At 42.1% G+C, this 19,731-nt stretch carries 18 protein-coding genes; 7 read left to right on the top strand and 11 right to left on the bottom strand.

The annotated features are described in order from the left end of the window. Positions 1 to 270 precede the first annotated feature (270 nt). Complete coding sequence (gene ppc, locus FTU44_RS10085) at positions 271 to 2,955, bottom strand: phosphoenolpyruvate carboxylase (RefSeq protein WP_159138873.1); 2,685 nt, start codon at positions 2,953 to 2,955, stop codon at positions 271 to 273. A 149-nt stretch (positions 2,956 to 3,104) separates the two neighbouring features. Continuing rightward, positions 3,105 to 3,728 carry a TetR/AcrR family transcriptional regulator gene (locus FTU44_RS10080; protein ID WP_180050507.1) on the bottom strand — a complete coding sequence of 208 codons (624 nt, stop codon included), beginning with the start codon at positions 3,726 to 3,728 and terminating at the stop codon, positions 3,105 to 3,107. Between the two features lie 148 nt (positions 3,729 to 3,876). Between FTU44_RS10080 and FTU44_RS10075 the strand changes: the two genes are divergently transcribed. From FTU44_RS10075 to FTU44_RS10055, 5 genes are all read left to right on the top strand, one after another. Further along, positions 3,877 to 4,980 carry an efflux RND transporter periplasmic adaptor subunit gene (locus tag FTU44_RS10075; protein WP_159138875.1) on the top strand — a complete coding sequence of 368 codons (1,104 nt, stop codon included), beginning with the start codon at positions 3,877 to 3,879 and terminating at the stop codon, positions 4,978 to 4,980. Between the two features lie 2 nt (positions 4,981 to 4,982). Continuing rightward, complete coding sequence (locus FTU44_RS10070) at positions 4,983 to 8,120, top strand: efflux RND transporter permease subunit (RefSeq protein WP_180050504.1); 3,138 nt, start codon at positions 4,983 to 4,985, stop codon at positions 8,118 to 8,120. 131 nt (positions 8,121 to 8,251) lie between these two features. Continuing rightward, the gene (locus FTU44_RS10065; protein ID WP_004280853.1) at positions 8,252 to 8,629 is read left to right on the top strand and encodes a hypothetical protein; all 378 of its coding nucleotides are present in this window, start codon (positions 8,252 to 8,254) and stop codon (positions 8,627 to 8,629) included. Positions 8,630 to 8,733: 104 nt separating this feature from the next. Beyond that, on the top strand, positions 8,734 to 9,852 hold the full coding sequence (gene dnaJ, locus FTU44_RS10060) for a molecular chaperone DnaJ (RefSeq protein WP_005094779.1): 1,119 nt from the start codon (positions 8,734 to 8,736) through the stop codon (positions 9,850 to 9,852). Positions 9,853 to 10,157: 305 nt separating this feature from the next. After that, positions 10,158 to 10,628 (top strand): spore coat U domain-containing protein, encoded by a 471-nt coding sequence (locus FTU44_RS10055; protein ID WP_159138977.1) that lies wholly within the window; start codon positions 10,158 to 10,160, stop codon positions 10,626 to 10,628. Between the two features lie 12 nt (positions 10,629 to 10,640). Here the strand turns inward: FTU44_RS10055 and FTU44_RS10050 are convergent, their stop codons facing one another. The 4 genes from FTU44_RS10050 to FTU44_RS10035 all read right to left on the bottom strand — a co-directional run bounded on the left by FTU44_RS10050 (position 10,641) and on the right by FTU44_RS10035 (position 15,314). Further along, on the bottom strand, positions 10,641 to 11,627 hold the full coding sequence (locus tag FTU44_RS10050; protein WP_159138976.1) for a spore coat U domain-containing protein: 987 nt from the start codon (positions 11,625 to 11,627) through the stop codon (positions 10,641 to 10,643). Next, positions 11,618 to 13,927, bottom strand: a complete 2,310-nt coding sequence (locus tag FTU44_RS10045; protein ID WP_159138975.1) for a fimbria/pilus outer membrane usher protein — start codon at positions 13,925 to 13,927, stop codon at positions 11,618 to 11,620. The genes FTU44_RS10050 and FTU44_RS10045 overlap by 10 nt, the downstream gene beginning before the upstream one ends. A gap of 76 nt (positions 13,928 to 14,003) precedes the next feature. Then, positions 14,004 to 14,753 carry a molecular chaperone gene (locus tag FTU44_RS10040; RefSeq protein WP_159138974.1) on the bottom strand — a complete coding sequence of 250 codons (750 nt, stop codon included), beginning with the start codon at positions 14,751 to 14,753 and terminating at the stop codon, positions 14,004 to 14,006. Positions 14,754 to 14,777: 24 nt separating this feature from the next. Continuing rightward, positions 14,778 to 15,314, bottom strand: coding sequence for a spore coat U domain-containing protein (locus FTU44_RS10035; protein ID WP_218949987.1), 537 nt, complete (start codon positions 15,312 to 15,314; stop codon positions 14,778 to 14,780). A gap of 746 nt (positions 15,315 to 16,060) precedes the next feature. Here FTU44_RS10035 and FTU44_RS10030 point away from each other — a divergent pair. Next, positions 16,061 to 16,258 (top strand): hypothetical protein, encoded by a 198-nt coding sequence (locus FTU44_RS10030; RefSeq protein ID WP_100535484.1) that lies wholly within the window; start codon positions 16,061 to 16,063, stop codon positions 16,256 to 16,258. A 2-nt stretch (positions 16,259 to 16,260) separates the two neighbouring features. Here the strand turns inward: FTU44_RS10030 and FTU44_RS10025 are convergent, their stop codons facing one another. Further along, positions 16,261 to 17,691, bottom strand: a complete 1,431-nt coding sequence (locus FTU44_RS10025) for a PLP-dependent aminotransferase family protein (RefSeq protein WP_100535483.1) — start codon at positions 17,689 to 17,691, stop codon at positions 16,261 to 16,263. A gap of 93 nt (positions 17,692 to 17,784) precedes the next feature. Between FTU44_RS10025 and FTU44_RS10020 the strand changes: the two genes are divergently transcribed. Next, on the top strand, positions 17,785 to 18,174 hold the full coding sequence (locus FTU44_RS10020) for a hypothetical protein (protein WP_100535482.1): 390 nt from the start codon (positions 17,785 to 17,787) through the stop codon (positions 18,172 to 18,174). Positions 18,175 to 18,268: 94 nt separating this feature from the next. Here the strand turns inward: FTU44_RS10020 and FTU44_RS10015 are convergent, their stop codons facing one another. The 4 genes from FTU44_RS10015 to FTU44_RS10000 all read right to left on the bottom strand — a co-directional run bounded on the left by FTU44_RS10015 (position 18,269) and on the right by FTU44_RS10000 (position 19,463). Then, positions 18,269 to 18,559, bottom strand: coding sequence for an addiction module antidote protein (locus tag FTU44_RS10015; RefSeq protein ID WP_060875721.1), 291 nt, complete (start codon positions 18,557 to 18,559; stop codon positions 18,269 to 18,271). Between the two features lies 1 nt (position 18,560). Continuing rightward, positions 18,561 to 18,857, bottom strand: a complete 297-nt coding sequence (locus FTU44_RS10010) for a type II toxin-antitoxin system RelE/ParE family toxin (protein WP_005175534.1) — start codon at positions 18,855 to 18,857, stop codon at positions 18,561 to 18,563. A gap of 97 nt (positions 18,858 to 18,954) precedes the next feature. Then, on the bottom strand, positions 18,955 to 19,188 hold the full coding sequence (locus FTU44_RS10005) for a hypothetical protein (RefSeq protein WP_180018776.1): 234 nt from the start codon (positions 19,186 to 19,188) through the stop codon (positions 18,955 to 18,957). Then, on the bottom strand, positions 19,188 to 19,463 hold the full coding sequence (locus tag FTU44_RS10000) for a hypothetical protein (RefSeq protein ID WP_180050501.1): 276 nt from the start codon (positions 19,461 to 19,463) through the stop codon (positions 19,188 to 19,190). The genes FTU44_RS10005 and FTU44_RS10000 overlap by 1 nt, the downstream gene beginning before the upstream one ends. Between the last annotated feature and the right edge of the window lie 268 nt (positions 19,464 to 19,731).

Here is a 19,731-nt window from a genome sequence, read left to right as displayed (position 1 = left end):
TGCACATCATACTCTTGTTCTTTAGAAGATTTAATCACTTAAACAAAATTTTTGTTCAAATTAATTCTATGACTTTATTTAATATTTTACCGGGTGGTAAAAGAATTTTGAGTTAAAACTAAAGTGAAATCAGTAGATTAATTTCTTATAATCAATAGGGCTATGTATAAATAAATCTGATTTACTATATAAAATAAAATATTTCTTGGCTATTGACTGCTCAATAAAAAAGCACATCGCGAAGATGTGCTTTTAAACAGTCTGTTTGGATTAACCGGTATTGCGTAAACCCGCAGCAATTCCGGCAATACTGACCATCAGGGCATGATCCACTGGGGTATTTTCAGCTTGCTGCTGTTGCAGATAGAGACGACGACGTTTCATCAGCTCGGCTTGCAGCAAATGTAGTGGCAACAAATACGGTTTACGGACTTTCATGGATTGATCCAGTACGCCGTTGCTACTCAACAATTTGGATTCACCCTTTAACGTCAGCAAGGTCTGTACAGCATCCTGCAAACGCTGGCGCAGCTCTGTGCCGAGTACTTTGAGATCTTCATCTTGGGTCAGATGTGATTCATAGTACAAGGCCACATGTGCATCGGCTTTGGACAGCACCATTTCCAGCATATCAATCAGGGTCTGAAAATATGGCCACTCTGCCAGCATCTCATCGAGTACCGCCCGTTGCCCCTGATCCAGTACTTTATTCAGCGCGGCACCGGTACCCAGCCAGGCAGGTAACATCAGACGAATCTGGGTCCAGGCAAATACCCACGGAATCGCACGCAAGGACTCAATCCCGCCACTGACTTTACGTTTCGCCGGCCGTGAACCCAGCGGTAGCATTTGCAGTTCAAGTTCCGGAGTGACAGTGCGCAGGTATTTGACAAAATGCGGGTTTTCACGCACGGTCTGGCGATAGACCTGAACCGAGAGTTCGGTCATTTGATGCATCAAGTCGCGCCATTCCTGTTTCGGCTCGGGTGGCGGGAGCAAGGTCGCTTCTAAGGTCGCAGCGGTATAAATTTCCAGATTCTGCAGGGCAATCTCTTCCAGTCCGAATTTAAAGCGGATCATTTCGCCCTGTTCAGTCACCCGAATCGTGCCTGAAATCGACCCCGGTGGCTGTGAGAACAAGGCTTGCTGGGTTGGCGCACCGCCACGGCTGATCGAACCGCCACGGCCATGGAACAGGGTCAGCTGAACGCCATGTTGCTGGGCAATCGTCGTCAGTTCTTCCTGGGCACGGTACTGCGCCCAGTTGGCCGACATAAAACCGGCGTCTTTGGCTGAATCCGAATAGCCAATCATCACTTCATGCTTGCCCTGAATATGCTGTTTATACCAATGCATATTGAACAGGGTCGACATGGTCTCGGCTGCGCCGTCCAGATCTTTGAGGGTTTCAAACAGCGGTACCACTCGTAAGGCGTGCTTGATACCCGCTTCTTTTTGTAGAAGCAATACTGCCAGCACATCACTTGGATATTCTGCCATGGAAATAATATAGGCACCCAGAGACTCACTTGGCTGTTCTGCCAGGGTGCGCATGGTGGCAAAGACTTCCTGTACATCCGGGTGCTGAATCAGACTGCCGGCTGGTTCATTCAGATGTTTTGGGAGCAAGGGACGTTTGCTTTGCAATTCTTGCAGTAAAAAGTTTTGACGTGCCTGTTCGGTCCAGGTTTCAAAATTTCCCAGCCCTAAATATTCGGTAATCGCCGAGATCGCCTGACGGTGACGTCCTGATTCCTGACGAATATCCAGTTTCAGTAACTCAATTCCAAAGCTGTTGACCCGGTAAATAAAGTCCAGCAGGCTGCCATTGGCAATTTCGGCCAGATTGCAGTGCATTAAGGAGCGATAGCAGGTCAATAGTGGCTGTAATAGCTCATCTTTACTTTTAATGACTAAACTATCATCGGCATCATTGCCCTTTAATTTTTCTGCCAGCCAGTGTCGGGTCGCTTTCAGGCGGCTACGGGTGTCACGTAAATATTCACGGTAGGGTTCCGGATGGTCCTGACCCAATGCCTCGGAGATTTCCGTACTACATTGCTGAATGGAGAGTTCCCAGCGCAGGTTCTCAATATCGCGTAAATACAGATCGGCAGCTTTCCAGCGTGACAGCCATAACACTTCTTGCGTCACATTATGGGTAACATTCGGGTTGCCATCGCGGTCACCGCCCATCCAGGAAGCAAAACGTACCGGTGCAATATCTAAGGGCAAGTTCTGGCCGCATTGTTGTTCGACCATGCCATTTAATTCCCGGATAAATTTCGGAACCGCATTCCACAAGGTCTGTTCAATGGTAGTAAAGCCCCATTTGGCTTCATCGATCGGGGTCGGGCGATGCTGACGGATTTCATCGGTTTGCCAGGCCGAGCTAATCAGCTGTTTCAGATCTGCCAACACCGCCTGACGTTCACGCGGCGTGAGTTTCTGCTGGTCGAATTTGGACAGGGCATTATTGATACCATCATATTTCTGGATCAGGGTGCGGCGGCTGACTTCTGTCGGATGCGCGGTCAGTACCAGTTCAATTTTTAATTCACAGATTTGCTGGTACAGCGTGTCGGCAGAAATCTCCTGCTGTTTAAATTTTTCAAATAAAGGCACCAGAGGATTGGGCGATTCTGCAGTGTCATCAAACTCGCTCTGACGGCGACGACGTACCACATGATATTGTTCGGCAATATTGGCAAAGTTTAAAAAGTGGGTAAAGGCGCGGGTCAGCGGCAGGATTTCTGCATCTTCTAGACTCAAAAATAGTTGTTCCAGTTGTTTTTCTGCTTCGACCTGTCCATCGCGAGCGCCTTTGGATAGGGCACGGATCTGCTCGATCTGATTAAACAAATCCTGCCCGGCATGTAATTTTAAGGTTTCCCCAAGCAAATTACCCAGTAAGCGTACGTCTTCGCGTAGTGGTGCATCAATCTGTTGAATCATTTTTTATTCCCTCACATGCATGCTTTGACTATACCGCGACTGCATGACAATCCAAGTCCCTTAGAGACAAAAGTTGCAGAGCATTGGCTGCTTTTTTAGCAAATTTTAGGCCACATATGGTTATCGGTGCTCGATCCTGAGAGAAGGCTTTAGTCAGGCAGAGCATATTTCAGCATAAACAGTTCAATGGCCTCGCTAATGATCTGTTGCTGTTCTGCGCTTGAAGGGGGAGGGCTGAGACCCAGCAGGATTTTCTGATGACGGGTTCCGGTCAGCAGGGACACGATCAGCTCGGTCTGTTTTTCTGGAAGATCGACCTGAATAAAGCTGTACTGTTGGGCCAGAGCAAAGAAATCATTCCAGACTGCATCCAGTTTGCTATGCGAGGCCTGATAAAACTGTTCTGCCAGAGGACTTTGCTGCGAGGCCAGTTCCATCAGTAACAGGTCCAGCTTGATCGCTTCTGGTAAATGAATAATATTTAAAGCGCGCTGACAGGCCTGATAAAACTCCTGCGCAAAGTCACTGCCCGGCTGCAAGAGTTGAGGATGTTCATGCAGAATGGCTTCACAGGTATCCTCAATCGCACAGCTAAACAGGGTTGCCTTGTCCTGAAAATGGTTATACACCGTCAGCTTGGTCACACCTGCCTCACGTGCAATCTGGTTCATGCTGGAGGCATGATAGCCATGCGCTAAAAACAGCGCTTTGGCCACACTCAGGATGCGCTGACGCTTTTCCAGATCCTTGGGTCGTCCTACAGGTATTTGCACAATTTCTTCCAAAAAAAGTCAACACGGTCATTGCTTTGAAGCTTCAGTTGTAATTAGTGTACCGGGTGGTATATTAATTAAAAAACAAGCAATTCAATATATCAGCATAGTTTGCCCTAAAAAAGACGATCAGATAAGAGCGAATAAGATGAGCAGGATTTACAGCGTATTGGCTGGCATGGTGGTGCTTTGCAGCGTGACCTTAACCGGGTGCAGCAAAGATACTGCTGCAGCAGAACAGGAAGTTCCCTTTGTCATGGTGGCCACACCCACTACTTCACAGCATGAATTAAAAAGTTATGCCGGTGATGTGCAGGCGCGCCAGCAAACGGCGCTGGCATTTCGGGTGGCTGGACAGGTGACCCAGCGCTTCGCCGATGTGGGTGACCAGGTCAAAATCGGGCAAGTCCTGGCAACTCTGGATGTCAAAGATGCCCAGCTGCAGCTGAATGCAGCACGTGCACAGCTGGAAAGTGCGCAGTCTGCCACTAAGATTTCTCAGGATGAATTACAACGTTTCAAGCAGTTATTGCCATCCAATGCCGTGAGCCGCTCACAATATGACGCGATCGAAAATCAATACAAGACCGCCCTGTCAAATCTGAAGCAGGCACAATCCAATTATGATACCGCTAAAAACCAGACTGCTTATAACCAGCTGATTGCCACCAGAAACGGCGTAATCACGGCACGCAATATAGAAACAGGTCAGGTGGTTGCTGCCGGGCAGGCTGCGTATGAACTGGCGATTGCCGGTGAGCGTGAAGTAGTGATTGGCGTACCGGAACAGGCTATTTCGGAGATCAAGGTTGGACAGGCAGCTACAGTGACATTATGGTCCAAACCTGAAGAAAAATTTGCCGCTTTTGTTCGCGAGATTTCACCGGCAGCGGACCAGTCGCGTACCTTCAGGGTTAAAGTTTCCTTACGTGAAGGCAATGGCCAGATCCAGCTGGGACAAAGTGCCCGGGTATTTTTTCAGCACAGCCGCGATAATATGCTCAGTGTGCCGCTGTCCAGTGTCTCTGCAACGGATCAGCAGGCTTATGTGATGGTGGTCCAGCCGGATCATACCTTGCGTAAAGTTCCGGTTCAGCTCGGTGCCTATGGCCGGGATAGTGTTCCCGTGCTTAACGGCCTCAAGCCGGAAGACTATGTGGTGATTGGCGGTGTACATCTGCTGCGTAACCAGCAAAAAATCAATCCGATTGATCGTGAAAACCGTCGTGTGACCATTCAGGCAGGGAGTTAAGCATGAACTTTAACCTGTCGGAGTGGGCCTTAAAAAATAAAGGTCTGGTGCTGTATTTTATGATCCTGCTCGGGCTGATTGGCATCGTGTCCTATTCCCAGCTGTCGCAAAGTGAAGATCCGCCTTTTACCTTTAAAGTGATGGTGATCCAGACCTACTGGCCGGGTGCCAGTGCCAAAGAAGTGTCCCTACAGGTCACGGATCGGATTGAAAAGGAACTGATGACCACGGGGCAATATGACCGCATCATGGCCTATTCGCGTCCGGGTGAATCCATGGTGACCTTTATTGCCAAGGATTCTCTGGCTTCGAAAGATGTGGCCGATGTCTGGTATAACGTCCGCAAGAAAGTCAGCGATATCCGGCATGAATTGCCGCAAGGAGTACAAGGCCCATTCTTTAATGATGAATTCGGCGATACCTTTGGCAATATCTATGTGCTCAAAGGCAAAGACTTCGATTATGCGACCCTCAAGGAATACGCCGACCGTTTGCAGTTACAACTGCAACGGGTCAAAGATGTCGCCAAAGTCGATTTAATCGGCCTGCAAGACCAGAAAATCTGGATTGAGATTTCCAACACCAAAGCCATCCAGCTCGGAGTTCCAATCAGCGCCATTCAGCAGGCTTTGCAGCAGCAAAATGCCATGACCCATGCCGGTTTTTTTGAAACCGGTTCAGACCGGATTCAGGTTCGGGTCAGCGGTGCCTTAAACAGTATTGAAGAATTACAGCAACTGCCACTTTTGATAAATGGCAAAACCATTCAGCTGGGAGATGTCGCTGAGATCTATCGTGGCTTTAGTGATCCGGCCCAACCCCGGATGCGTTTTATGGCTGAAAATGGCATTGGGATTGCCGTGTCCATGCGCAAAGGCGGCGATATTCTGGCACTGGGCAAACATCTGGAACAGGAATTTGCCCGTCTGCAAAAAACCTTGCCCCTCGGCATGGAGTTGCAAAAAGTCTCCGATCAGCCAGTGGCAGTCAAACGCAGTATCAATGAATTTATGAAAGTGCTGGCAGAGGCAGTAATTATTGTGCTGCTGGTCAGTTTCTTCTCGCTGGGTTTTCGTACCGGACTGGTGGTGGCCTTTTCGATTCCGCTAGTATTGGCCATGACCTTTGCCGGCATGCATTTATTTGATGTCGGCCTGCATAAAATTTCCTTGGGTGCCCTAATTCTGGCACTCGGTCTTCTGGTCGATGATGCGATTATTGCCATTGAAATGATGGCGATTAAAATGGAGCAGGGCTATAGCCGGCTTGAAGCAGCAGGCTTTACCTGGAAAACCACCGCCTTTCCAATGCTGACCGGCACCCTGATTACCGCCGCCGGATTTTTACCGATTGCCACAGCAGCATCGAGTACCGGTGAATATACCCGTTCTATTTTTCAGGTGGTCACGATTGCACTGCTGATGTCCTGGATTGCCGCGGTGTTATTTGTGCCTTATCTGGGTGATAAACTGCTACCCAATTTCAACAAAGACTTGATACAAAAAGCGCCGTGGTATCAGCGCCTTTGGGCGCGTTTGCGCAAGCAGCCTGAACCTCAGCCGGTCGTGCATCATGCCGGCGAACAGCATGACCCTTATCAAACCCGGTTTTATCAAGGTTTTCGCCGTTGGGTAAATACCTGTGTGACCTATCGTAAGACCGTGATTACAGCAACGGTAGGAATTTTTATTCTCTCCATTTTAATGTTTAAGCTGGTGCCACAGCAATTTTTCCCGCCCTCGAATCGGGCTGAAATTCTGGTGGATCTCAAACTTGAAGAAGGCGCCTCTCTGAAAGCCACCGAAGCTGCGGTGAAAAAAGTTGAAGCCTTTTTGTCGAAACAGCAGGGCATTGATAACTATGTGGCCTATGTCGGAATTGGTTCTCCGCGTTTCTATTTACCGCTGGATCAGCAGCTGCCGCAAACCAGTTTTGCCCAGTTTGTGGTGCTGGCATCCTCTTTGGAAGATCGTAACGAAATCCGTCAATCCTTGAGTGACCAGATTCGGCTGTTATTACCGGAAGTCCGTACCCGGGTGTCCCTGCTGGAAAATGGCCCTCCAGTCGGTTATCCATTGCAGTTCCGGGTCTCTGGTGAAGATCTGGGACTGGTTCGTGAATGGGCGCAGAAAGTCGCCGCAACCGTGGGCGAAAATCCGAATACCACCAATGTACATCTAGACTGGGGTGAGCCGAGCAAAGTCATCAAACTGGAGATCGATCAGGATCGTGCCCGTCAGTTGGGCGTGACTAGCAGCGAACTGGCCAATGTGCTGAACAGCTCGATTTTGGGGGCCGGCATTGATCAGTATCGGGAAAAGCGTGAACTGATTGAAATCCGTTTACGTGGTGCGCAGGCTGAACGGGTTGATGTCGCTTCTTTAAGCAGTCTGGCGATACCGACGTCACGTGGTACTTCGGTACCGTTGGCACAGCTTGCCAACATTGAATATAGCTTTGAAGAAGGCTTGATCTGGCATCGGAATCGTTTACCGACCATCACGGTGCGTGCCGATATTCGCACGGCCTTACAGCCGGCCACTGTGGTGAATGAATTACACGATTCACTGCACCAACTTCGAGCTGAGTTGCCGAATGGCTATCTGCTGGAAGTCGGCGGTACGGTCGAAGAATCCGCGCGTGGACAGAACTCGGTCAATGCTGGCATGCCTTTATTCCTGGCGGTAGTGATGACCCTGTTAATGATTCAGCTCAAGAGCATCTCACGGGCCTTTATTGTGTTCCTGACCGCGCCTTTAGGCATTATCGGAGTGGTGTTATTCCTGTTACTTTTCAATAAACCTTTCGGTTTTGTGGCCATGCTCGGGACAATTGCGCTCTCTGGAATGATCATGCGAAATTCCCTGATTCTGATTGACCAGATCGAGCAGGATATTCAGGCCGGAGAATCCCAATGGGATGCCATTATCAATGCCACAGTCCGCCGTTGTCGCCCGATTGTCTTGACCGCATTGGCCGCTGTTTTAGCCATGATTCCCTTGTCTCGCAGTATTTTTTTCGGGCCGATGGCAGTGGCAATTATGGGTGGTTTAATTGTGGCGACACTTCTGACCCTGTTTTTCCTGCCTGCCTTATATGCACAATGGTTTAAAGTGAAAAAAAGTTTAAATTCTGTTTAAAATTGTCATAATTTCAGGTGCGAAATATTGAAATTTTCAATATAGTAGCAGCTGAGATTTTTATAATTTAAAAAAATAAGTAACTACTGCATTGGCCGAACTGCCAATCCGGTAATGAGGTTAAACCAAACATGACTCAAACTACATTAACCAAGATGCGACGTTCCGTAGCGATGGCTTATGTCTTCATGTTTTTGGCCTTATTTACGCTATTTAGTGGACTTTTTGCTTACTGGTTGGCCCGTAAAGTGACGCAAGTCGATTATGCCGAAGTCTGGTTACAGGCGCAGGCCTTGTGGATCATGCGAAATATCGTGATTTATACCATTTTGGCGCTCTTTGCTGCGCTGTGGTTTATTCCGCTGTTTTTCTTTGCCTGGGACAGCCAGTTATGGGTCAAGGCCTGTGTCGTGACCGGGGTGATTTTCAGCTTTATTGCCTTTATTTTCCTGCTCAATGCCTGGTTTAAAGGCCTGCATAAATTCTCTCAAAATAAAGCCGTGTTCTAAAGCATATAATTTTTTTCATATTTCCCCTTGTAAAATCAGGTTTGACCCCAATTTCAGACCTCAGTTGAATATTAAACAAAATTCCGTGAGGAGCATCGCCAGACATGGCTAAACGTGATTATTATGAGGTTTTGGGCGTCGCTAAAACCGCTAGTGATGATGAAATCAAAAAAGCCTACCGTAAGTTGGCGATGAAATATCATCCAGACCGTAACCCGGACAATGCTGAAGCTGAAGATAAATTTAAAGAAGCAGCAGAAGCCTATGAAGTGCTGTCTGATGGTGAAAAGCGCAGCATGTACGACCGTATGGGCCATCAGGCCTTTGAAGGGGGTATGGGCGGCGGTGGCGGCTTCGGTGGTGGTTTCAGCGCAGAAGACATTTTCAGCCAGTTCGGTGATATTTTCGGTGGTGCCTTCGGTGGCGGCGGTGGTCGTGGCCAGCAACGTGCGCGCCGTGGTTCGGACTTACGCTATGTGATGGAATTGACCCTGGAAGAAGCGGTCAAAGGCGTCAAGAAAACCATTACCTTTACTGCACCGGCACCATGTGATGCCTGTGATGGTAAAGGCTCAAAAAATCCAAATGATGTAGAAACCTGCCGTACCTGCCATGGTGCCGGTCAAGTGCGTATGCAGCAAGGTTTCTTCTCGGTGCAGCAAACTTGTAGTACCTGTCGCGGTCAGGGCAAGATCATCAAGAACCCATGTAATAAATGTCATGGTTCAGGTGTGTCGGATCGTCAGCAAACGCTGGAAGTTACTATTCCTGCGGGTGTGGATAATGGCGACCGCGTACGCTTGACCGGTAAAGGTGAAGCGATTCGTGATGGTCAGTCAGGTGATTTGTACGTCGAAGTGGTGGTGCGTGAGCACGAAATCTTCCAGCGTGATGGTGCTGACCTGTATATGGATGTGCCGGTTTCAATCGCCGATGCAGCGTTAGGTAAGGAGGTTCAGATTCCGACTCTAGACGGTCGAGTAAGCCTGAAAATTCCTGAAGGGACGCAAACGGGTAAACTGTTCCGCTTACGTGGCAAAGGTGTTAAACCGGTACGTACCAGCATGCAAGGTGATTTGCTGTGCCGTATTGTAGTGGAAACACCAGTTAATTTAAGTGCACGTCAACGTGAACTGTTGAAAGAGCTGCAAGAAACTATGGATGGTGAAGACAGTAAATCATCACCAAAGAAAAAATCATTCTTTGATCGTTTGTTTGATTGATCGAATGAAAATAAAGAAGGACGCTGCGGCGTCCTTTTTTGTGCTTTAAATTTATACTATGATAGAAATAGAATTAGGTACTTGAAATGGGATTTCGCATAAGAGTTTTTATGTTAAATCTAGCCTGTTTGCCCTTTTATTTTTGAATTGTTTACTAGATGGCAGCATAGTTGAGTAAAATCGAATAATATGATTAGAATCATGAAATTTAGTGCGTAATCCAGACTATTACTTTAAATAGTTACCTTTTTACTCTCTACAATTCAGATTAATATAATTATCTATATTGGATATAGGCACATTCAATGAAAATTTTTAAATATTCATTTGTAATTCTAGCTGTAGTTTCAGTCTCTGCTTATACCATGAGTGACCGGCAGTCCACACAGTTTCAGGTCAAAATAAAAGTCAATGAAATTTGTGATATCGGCACAGGTTCTACTTCTAATATAGATTTTGGTACGATTTCTCGTAATACCCAAAATATCCAGGCAACGGGTAGTCTAAATGTTTCATGTACTAATGGTACGCCTTACAATATTTCACTAAATAGTGATGGTACACTAAAGAATACTCAGGATGCTTCCTTGAAGCTTTCATATCGACTTTATCAAGATGCATCTATGAGCAAAGAATGGGGAAACAGCTCTGAAAATCTTTTTTCACAACACGGTACAGGACAAACTCAAAATATTACCATTTGGGGGAAAGTGCCTGATACTAACGTTCCTGCCGGTCAATATATAGATACAGTTACTGCTACGATTACCTATTAAATATAGAGTTTTCTAATAAGTTAAAGTCACAGTAATGGTATCGGAATATTTCCCTATACTGCTAATGCTTTGCGATGGGACCATCGCATAAACAGGGATAGTCTGGTGGGTTATAGAATATGAAGTATCCGCCTGCCAAATGTTCGAGTGACTTGGATCCTGATATAAACCGTATTGAATATAACTTCCTAAAGAATTTTTCATACGTCTTTGTGAGCCCAATGGATTTAGACCATTATTTAAACTTACCTTCATATTGGTACCCATTGGACATGCTAATTGAATAGTCCCTGAACGATATAAAGTATTATTCAATAGCTCCACTGAACCAAAATCTATATCTGATGCAGATAAAATCAAACAGCTATTTTCATAGTTAGAATTGACGACTATATTGTTAGTTGAGCTATTTTGACTAGCTAGAGCTTCTAAATCTGAAGGTGTTTCTAAGCCATAGCGATAAGCATAGTATAGCTTTATAGAAGTACTATTGGTTTTATAGGAGCCAGCAGGTACATTTTGTCCTGCAAGAACTTGACCATATATTTTGACTAATGTACTTGGATTTCCTGTATTAGCACCTACTTGAACAGACTGGCACTGAGCTGTGTTTTTAGCGTCTGAGTTTGGTATCTTGCGTGTTCGTGCGACATCATAATATAAGTTATAATTTAATAAGGAAGCAGGATTGGTATCATAGTTAATCATTGTGCGAGGGTCTTTAGCCGCTGGATCTATACTATCAACCACCATACACATCTTATATGTCACGGGCTGACTCCAGTGGGAATTACATGTTACGGTAATATCCGTAGAGGCAGTCATCGAACCTTGAATGTTCGCTGTGCCTAGGCTTAAATTACCTCCACCTACCCAACAACTCTCTGCATAAGCAGATGACGAGCCTATGCTATAAGCTAAAAAAAATAAGCTCATCCAAGCTAAGCGCTTGATGAGGCTATAAGCTCTGATTCGGTGAAACCGATGATTTATTGACATACCACCCTTCCTAAATCGCTAAAACCTTCAAGAGTGGAAACTTCAGGAAGATTCACTTGGCATTGCTTAAGCTCATCGCCAATATATAATTTATTATTTTTCACATCATCTAAATATACAATACCATCATGCGCCACAATGGTTTTAGGAGACTGTTGTGTTGATGGTTGAATATCCCAAACAGATTTACCCACTGCTAGATTCTCTCCCTGATCGTCGACTGCCTGTAATTGAACAGATTTCACTTGATACATTGGAAAACGAACAAATACACCACTTGCCTGACGAGGTACAACATCTTGCTGTGTGGTTTCTATTTTTACATCCATGGGTAGATTTAGCGTATCAACTGCTACACTATTATGCTGATATGGATTTAGACGATCCAATAGCAAATATCCTTTACGATTAGTTTTACCAATCAAACGATTCTCCATACGCACCGGTACACCATTAATATTATCTGTTGAAACAATGGCAAATGAACCGTTACTCAAACGTGTGGGTAGTATTACATCTTTTAGAATAACTAACCCTCCGTTGACTGAGGCAAATGCACTGGTATTATTTTGTTGGTCTGATGCTGTATGTTGCACATTTAATTGTGCTAACCCATAGCGACCGAGATAGTCGATCTGCCCCTGAAACTGTGAGTATTGATCTGTACGATTGGCCATGGCTTGCCATCCCATCCCTCCCTGATCTTGATTTAGCGCATGCATTATATTGAAACCAAACTGTTGGTTATCATGACTACGCTGTATTGATGCTGTGGCTGAGTTGCGTTGCGCCCAAGGGATATTAAGTGATAGATAGTAACTATCTTTCTTATTAATTAAATCATGCGTATAACCTAAATTTAGGTTCATACGTTGCGGCAAGATATAAGACCAGTTTAGCAATACAAACTTACTCTCTTGCTCCGTATATTTTTGCTGGATATAGCTACTTCCCAACTGACCAATTTTAGTATTAAAACCTATATAAAATTGGTCTGACCTACTGGCAAATGCCGCATCATTCAAGCTAGCAATATCATTAAACTCACCAAACTGTCGTAGCCCATTATAATTTAAACTTATTAATGTAGAGTTCCAACTATAACCTAGGCCTAATAATTGTCCATATTGCTCAGGTGTACGACTATAAGCATAAGAGAGATTAAGCTGTCCTGCACGTTTGCCTAATTGATAAAGTGTGCCTAGTCCTACCTGTTGCAATTGATCGGTCAATTCAGTATGTGTTTCCAGAGTAAGTTTATTTGATATTCCATAACGATAGCTTCCACTAAATGCAGGATCTTGTGCATAATCAAATGAAGATAAGCCATAATTTAACTTTGGATAACCTACATTAAAAGACCAGTCATTTAAGCTTTTTGCGAGTAGATTATTCGTACCATATAAGGGAATATTCAGTACTTGCTGTTGACCATTAATATCTGTAATGACCATTTGTGCATTGCCTGCACCTGTAATACTGGGGACTGATTGAATATCAAATTGTCCTGGTACGACATCTTGAGAAGCCTGCTTAATACCATTAATTATTAAATCTACTTGTGAAGGCAATGCTACCTGACCTTTAAAACTCATTAAGGGGGTCGTCACGGTATAGGGTTGTAAAGCAAAATTTTTCGATAAACTAAGACCACTCAAGCGAGTAGAGCGTGTCCATGACAGTGCATTACTTTGTGCATCACCTAAACGTAGTCTAAGCAATTGTTCTGGGATATCTTTTTCCCAATATGTATCCAGTACATTATGATTTATAAAGGCATTATCTTGATATTGGTAGCTACTAGAAAGGCTGAATACCCCACCAAATAGCCCAAAAACACGGAATTCATTCCAACCATTTAAAGAAAATATATTCTCATGCTGCTGAGCAAAGGCAGTGTAATTGAGCAAGACACCTGTTTTTTCATGCAATGGATTAACTTTTGCAGCAGGCAGATGCTGATAGCCATATTGATGTTGACTGCTTAACAGTGTAATAGGTACTTGGATTGAAATTTTTTGATTGAGGTCGTCATATTTATAGCTTAGCCCTACAATCTGATCAAGTGCGATATAGGGTACCTGATCAATTATGATTGGTGTTATCTCGGCAGTAATGGCGAAATTTTTTAAGGAAGCTACATCAATATAGAGTTGCTGATCTTGTTGTAAAAAATGACCAATTTGAATCTGTGCAGACTGATTTACTTCTACATCCAAATACAATTCCTGTTGAATCGCACTGTCTATATTATTGGATAAGTATTGTTCTGCAAATGTTGTCGGTGCTGTGACCAGCATTATTCCTGCAAGTATAAAATTGCTTGCTCGAACCTTCAATGATCAGAAACTCCCTATACCTAAAGCTTATTCTGTATCAGGGAGATAATGGTAGAGTTTGTTCACGAAGATCCATATTAACTACAGCTATAAACTTTCCGCCACGCGTAACATTTATATTATTTGGAATTTTCCATTGCATGCTTTTCCCACTAAGTACATAACCCATCAATCCCATTTGAATTGGGGTTTTTTTGCCTTGCGCATCCATGTAGGAAAACTGACTAAAGCGCTTATAATGACTAGACTGATTGTTGATTGTTAGTGTTTGCGTATTATATTTAAAGCTCATACCTTGCAGGGATGTTATGCCTTGATCTATATCATTACTGTCCGATACTTTAAAAAAAACAGGAATGGAATATTTGAGTAACAATTGTAGACCACTTTGTACATCAGTCTGGGAGTTAGGTAATTCATCCACGATGAGGCGATAAGCTTGTTCAGTCGTATTTGCTATTTGAGTATTGCGGATCAATCGAACCAATTGCCGTTGTCCGGCAGGAATACTAATGACCATAGGACTAGCAATTAAATCTTTAGAGTTTGTTAAAATATCTTGTTGATTGCTTTGTGTCCAAGCGTTCACTCGCACTTGTGCACGAATACTCTCATTACCTGTATTGGTCAACCAAAGTTCTTTGACTTTTTCTTGTTGTGAGAATTCTAATAAAATAGGCGCAACTTGCAAACTGGCAGCATGCGCCTGTGTTATAAAAATACTAGCTGCCAAGATTCCTGTACCACAAATGTGGAACACATGAGAGAATTTGGCTGGCTTTTTCATGTGGACTCTTTACGATAATAAAAATTAATAAGTTACTGTAGCGGTGACGGTATCTGCATAGTTACCAGCGCGTACATTTGTAGAGCCAAATAATTTAGCAACTACAGGAATACTCTGTACATCACCTGAGCCAGTTGCAGAATATAGATTATCTTTGTTGTCCCACGCTGTATCACTAGATTTTTGAAATAATTTATAATCAATGCTAGACGTAGCGTCAGCCGTATTGGTCATTTTACCACTACCAGATAAACCAACTTTGTATGGTGTTTGACTAGTACAGGTTACATTTAAAGTACCAGTTTTATCTGTTGCTGCCATACCACTATTTACTTTACCGAAATCGATATCTGTAGCACTGATCGCACATGTTGATACAACTTCAATTTTAACTTGGAAGGTTGTATCCGCAGCTTTAGTAGAAGCATTCGTCTGTCCTGCTATAAATACGCCAGAAGAAAGCAATAATGCTGTAGTGATAAAGTTTTTCATATAAGGGCCTATTAATAATGAAACAGATGGTTTTTTTAAAAACTTGCTGTTATTTTTTAATAGTTTCATAAAAAAATTTTACTACTAAAAAATAGAGTGTGAAACATATCACATTTTATGACTTTTTCAATATTTATTGACGTTATTTTAAGCGACTTTAATTCGTATCCTGGACGGCACACCCGACGCTGATTTAAGAAATCTAAATAATAAAAAACCCCGGCATCCTGCCAGGGTTTTTTATTGGAACATTAGGTCTCTGTGCTCTTGCGTGTCTTATATAGCGCCATCCTGGTGCTTATTTTTAATTATATGGAACTTCCTGTCCCTGACCATTCAATCATATGAAAATTATACTATTCCGAATAGCCGCAAAGGGCCGAGTTTCATGTGAGCCAAAGCGTACAAAATAGCCTAAATTTTATCCACAGCAATTGGGGATAGTTTCGCAACCTAGATCCGCATGAAATAGGCATTGATCCCAAAATGATCATTTATTAATCAATTCTCTTGGCAAAATGTTACAGATTTGCCTAAAAACTCACCAACTTATTACAAAAGCAGATTTTTTGTGCATTTTGTGATCATGGTTAAAATTTTAAGTTATTGATATTTCAATTAATATACAAGTGTACTTCGTATAACGCCCATTATGTTAAATGAAGAATAATTTCGTCGAATATTCAGGCTCTCAATTCCGCAAAGCTTGCAGAATCTTGTCTAATTTGTAATCCTTGCAGCCAAGGGTGTCTAGCTGAGCTAAGGCAGGTATTTGTTGTAGTCGGGCCGCTATAACCCTGATGACGAGTGCCTGTATGTTTAATCTAAATATCTTTAATAAGATCTCTGGCGAAGTATTGACCATTAAAAATGACCTTCAGCTTAATTCTGAAATTCAACTCATAACAAAATATAAGACCTCTACTTCTGAAGATTATAAAAAAGCAATTATTTTGATTTTTAAAGAACGTGGCTATACCAGGTTAGAAATAGGTCAGCTGTTTAGTAGTTAACTCTAAGACTTTAATTGATGTCTCGCCCAGTCTGCAAGGAGCTGTATTGCTTGTCTAATTTCATCTGATAGCGAATGTCCAGCATTGATCCTTATACAATTGTTATAGCGATTGCCTGCACCAAAAACCAATCCTGGCACAATATTAATCTCTTGCTGCTGAGCGAAGCAGTACATTTCCAAACTATCTATTTGTTTTGGAAACTGGAGCCATAAAATATATCCTCCTTGAGGATTGGTTAACCCAAAAGAGATATCTTTAAAAGCTTCTGCTATGAAGTATCGATATTCTTCTACCTGCGCCCATAGCTTCGGGCGTAAATTATTTAAATGTTGTCTATATGCACGACTATAAATTAAGTCTGCCAATCCAAGTTGTAATGGGGTATTTACATTGATGTTCTGTGTTATCAATTTAGCATGTAGATTTACGAGTCTTGAGGGAGTACAGAACCAACCGATTCGATATGCGGGTGAAACTGTTTTAGAGATAGATCCACAATATATGATGTATCCATCTTCATCCCAGTATTTGATAGGCAACGGTCGTAGATTATCAAAACAGCATTCAGCATAAATATCATCTTCGATAACATAGCATTGATATTTAGCAGCCAATTGTGCAATTTTTTCTTTATCTTTGTTTGTTAAGCAAAACCCTAAAGGATTTTGATAGTTAGCTGTCAATAGGCAGACTTTTGCTCCCGAATGTTGCATTGCTTGTTCTAATCGCTCTAAGTCAAATCCCTCCGTATGTGCAGGAACTTCAACAATTTTCCGCTTAAGTAAGGCCAATAATTGCAACTGACCGTTATAACATGGAGTCGGGACAATAATACTGTCGCCTACTTGAGTTAGCTGTTGAACTATTACTGATAGTGCAGGCATACATCCATTACTAATGTAAATACTCTCTGGAAGGATATAGAAACCATCTTCTGCCCAATGAGTGGATAGAGCTTCGCGTAAGAGAATGTGGCCTTGTCGATCACTATAGAGAAAATCTTCAGCTTTACTATTTTTAATTGCCCGTAGCATTGACTGCTTTAAAAAAGTAACTGGAATTAAGTCAGGAGAAAGTTGAATTGAGCCTAATTGAGCTAGTTTTTTCTTAGTTGCCGCTTCTTGGATCTGAATTTGTAGATCTAAATGAGAAACCTCCTGTATACCTGGAACAAAATCAGAATGGTAAGGTAAAGTTAAATTAGAGAGTGTTTCTAATCCATTAATATTCTGAACAAAGTATCCCGATTTGTTTACCACATAGATAAAACCTTTGGCCTCTAATAGGTCATAACAAGATTTTGCCGTATTAATACTGACCTTATGTTGTTTAGAAAATTGACGCAAAGACAGCATTTTTTGTCCAGATTTTAACTCTTGACCTTTGATTCTATTAATTAATTGATTTGCTAAGATCTGATATTGAAACATTGTCAATCTGTACCTATTTTTTTAATTTATCTGCATCTGTATCTATTAAAGTAACAGATATATTCTGTTTTCAGGTACAAACGGATACTCATTATGAAAATTATTTTGATGCTCTTAACATTAGGAGGATTAACTGCTTGTGAACTAAAACAAGTTTCTCAACAAGTTCAACAGCAACAAGATGTCTGTGAGGGAGTTATCACATTATTTCTTAAAGTACAAAGTTTAGAAAATTATCAGCTTTTAAGTATAAAAGCTTTATCTGATCTCCCTAAAAAATATAGTTATCAGTATCGCTTTGAAGGCGATCTTCATTTTATAAATACGCCTAAAAGACCAAATTTAAACTTTCAATGTAGTGAGAATTTTGATCAAAAAATTGAAGTAAAATTAGTAGATGGTGAAAAAAAAATATTGATTGGAGAAATGAATATTTTAAAGGCTCAGATAGTGAAAAAAATTATAGCCTATCGAAATTTATGAAAATTTAGTATTGCTAAAATTAACATAATACACCTTATGCGAAGTCAAAAATGGGAGCCATTAGCTCCCATTTTTACTATATTTTTTTAAGGTCTTAGGCATGTTGTACTGTGAGTTTTAAGCCTAAAGCATTCACTACACGATTAATGGTATCAAAACGTGGTGCTGAATCATGACGTAGGGCTTTGTAGAGTGCCTCACGCCCAATCCCTGCTTCTTTAGCAATTTGAGTCATGCCACGAGCTTTAGCAATAACACCAAGTGCATGGGCTAATTCAGCTGGATCATTATCTTCAAGAACCATATTGAGATACATCACAATGTCTTCTTCAGTTTTGAGTGACTCAGCCATATCAAAACTTGGTAAATCAGCGACTTTAACCATTTTAATCCTCCAATGTTTTCGATAATTTGACTGCACGATCGATGTCTTGTTGTTGAGTCGATTTATCTCCTCCACCAAGCATTACAATCACTACGTCACCATGTTGGATGTAATACATTCTCCATCCAGCACCGAAGAATTCTCTCATTTCCCAAACGCCATCTTGGAGAGGCTTAATGTCTCCCCAATTTCCACGTTGAACCTTATCTAATCTACGATTCAGGCGAATACGGGTCATATTGTCTTTAATGCCATCCAACCATTCATCAAATTCTGGCAGACGTTTAATTTCAATCATGAGGATTCCTTATCTTCTCACTATATTGTATTCGATCGAATACAATATGCAAGTAATCTATACGAACATTCATTAATTTCGTATAACCACCATTATGTTAAATGGGGGGCTTTTTGTAATGCCAGTTTCCTGCCCAGAGGTCATATACATCAAAATTTTTAAGGGCAGCCCAAATATTATCCTCACCAACAAAATCAAGAATATTTGTTGGAATTGATAAGCCAAATAAGTTTTTATCTATAAAGAAGCCTTCACAAGAATCAATAACACCTTTCAAAGATTCAATTATCTCATTCTCGTTCTCGCAACGGATTATGACTTGTAACCCCATTATTCTTTAAACTCCACAGATGCGACTAGGCTTAATTGATTAACTATTTTTTCCTGTATATGGACGTCTATCAATTGTCCTCTAATATCATAAATAATTCGACAATTAGAAATGTGTGATGGTAATTGTGATCGAGTAAATTTAACTCTCGAAAGGTTATATTGGATGCTCATAGTTACTTGTTCATCTGCCTCTAAAGCATGATTGCAAACAAAAATAAATTCTTTATTTTTTTCATTTATAAATTCAGGAGTAGAAGACCAATAATCATACATATGTTAGATATCCAATTTATTTATTTTTTCTAAAATTAACATAATACACCTTATACGAAATGCTTCAAATTATTTGTTTTAATTCAGTTGTTTATGTTGTATTGAAAAGCCCAATCCTCACCGATTGGGCTTTTTTTATGATTATTCACGTTCCACGCTTACTATTTGAGCAATGTTCCACAACTTTATAAAGCCAATCTAATCAGAAAATTCTAGATATATAAAAATCGCTCATAACACCTTTCATATCTTTTCATTGATTTTTATG

The sequence above is a fragment of the Acinetobacter sp. YH12105 genome, assembly GCF_013419095.1.
Lineage (GTDB): Bacteria > Pseudomonadota > Gammaproteobacteria > Pseudomonadales > Moraxellaceae > Acinetobacter > Acinetobacter pseudolwoffii.
Note: the sequence above shows the minus strand (reverse complement) of the source record. Positions and strands in the feature narration are given on the sequence as shown.